The organism is Chryseobacterium sp. DT-167, assembly GCF_058310155.1.
Genome location: NZ_JBZEEQ010000097.1, coordinates 1 through 588, shown reverse-complemented (window position 1 = coordinate 588; position 588 = coordinate 1). Strand labels below are relative to the sequence as shown.

General features: G+C 57.1%; 1 protein-coding gene. It reads right to left on the bottom strand.

Annotation, left to right across the window (positions count from 1 at the left end; genetic code table 11):
* Nucleotides 1–201 precede the first annotated feature (201 nt).
* Nucleotides 202–588 (bottom strand): hypothetical protein (locus AC4FQ5_RS19960; protein WP_491146410.1); only part of this gene is annotated, 387 nt, incomplete at its 5' end.

Here is a 588-nt window from a genome sequence, read left to right as displayed (position 1 = left end):
CACGTTGATCACGTTCAGCATGTACTTCCGACGTCGAATGACCGAACGCTCCCATCTCGACGGGATCCGCCCCTCAAAAACTGCAATCGACGCGACATCATCGTCGTCGGTCTCGAGGTCGATAGTTACCATGGCCGCATTGATCCCCTGATCCCGTCACCCAGGACGCGCCTGCGCATGCCAACCGTGCAAGGCGAAGGGTTAACGTTCAAGCTCACCACGCTTGTGTTGAAGGAGCTCATCCAGCCTCGTTTCGGGATTTGCGGACCCTAGCCGACGGGGGCTATGCGACGGCATGAATGGGAGAATCGATAGCCATTCCGATAGATCGCCCCATGCGAAGATGACGAGTTCGACCTCTTCCCATGGGTGCGCGAACGCTGCCCAGTTGTGTCGAATGTCAGCGATCGATACGAATGTCCAAACTTGAGCTGCCCGCGGAGATGGCACGAGTCCAGGCGCTAGCCGTTCGAGCAGCCCCGAGACTCGGTTGAAATCGTCGGGAAGAAGCAAAGCAATCGTCTCCTCGACGGACGAAAGTTTCCCCGATTCGAATCGAAGTAGAAAGTATGCGACAAGCTCGCCGTC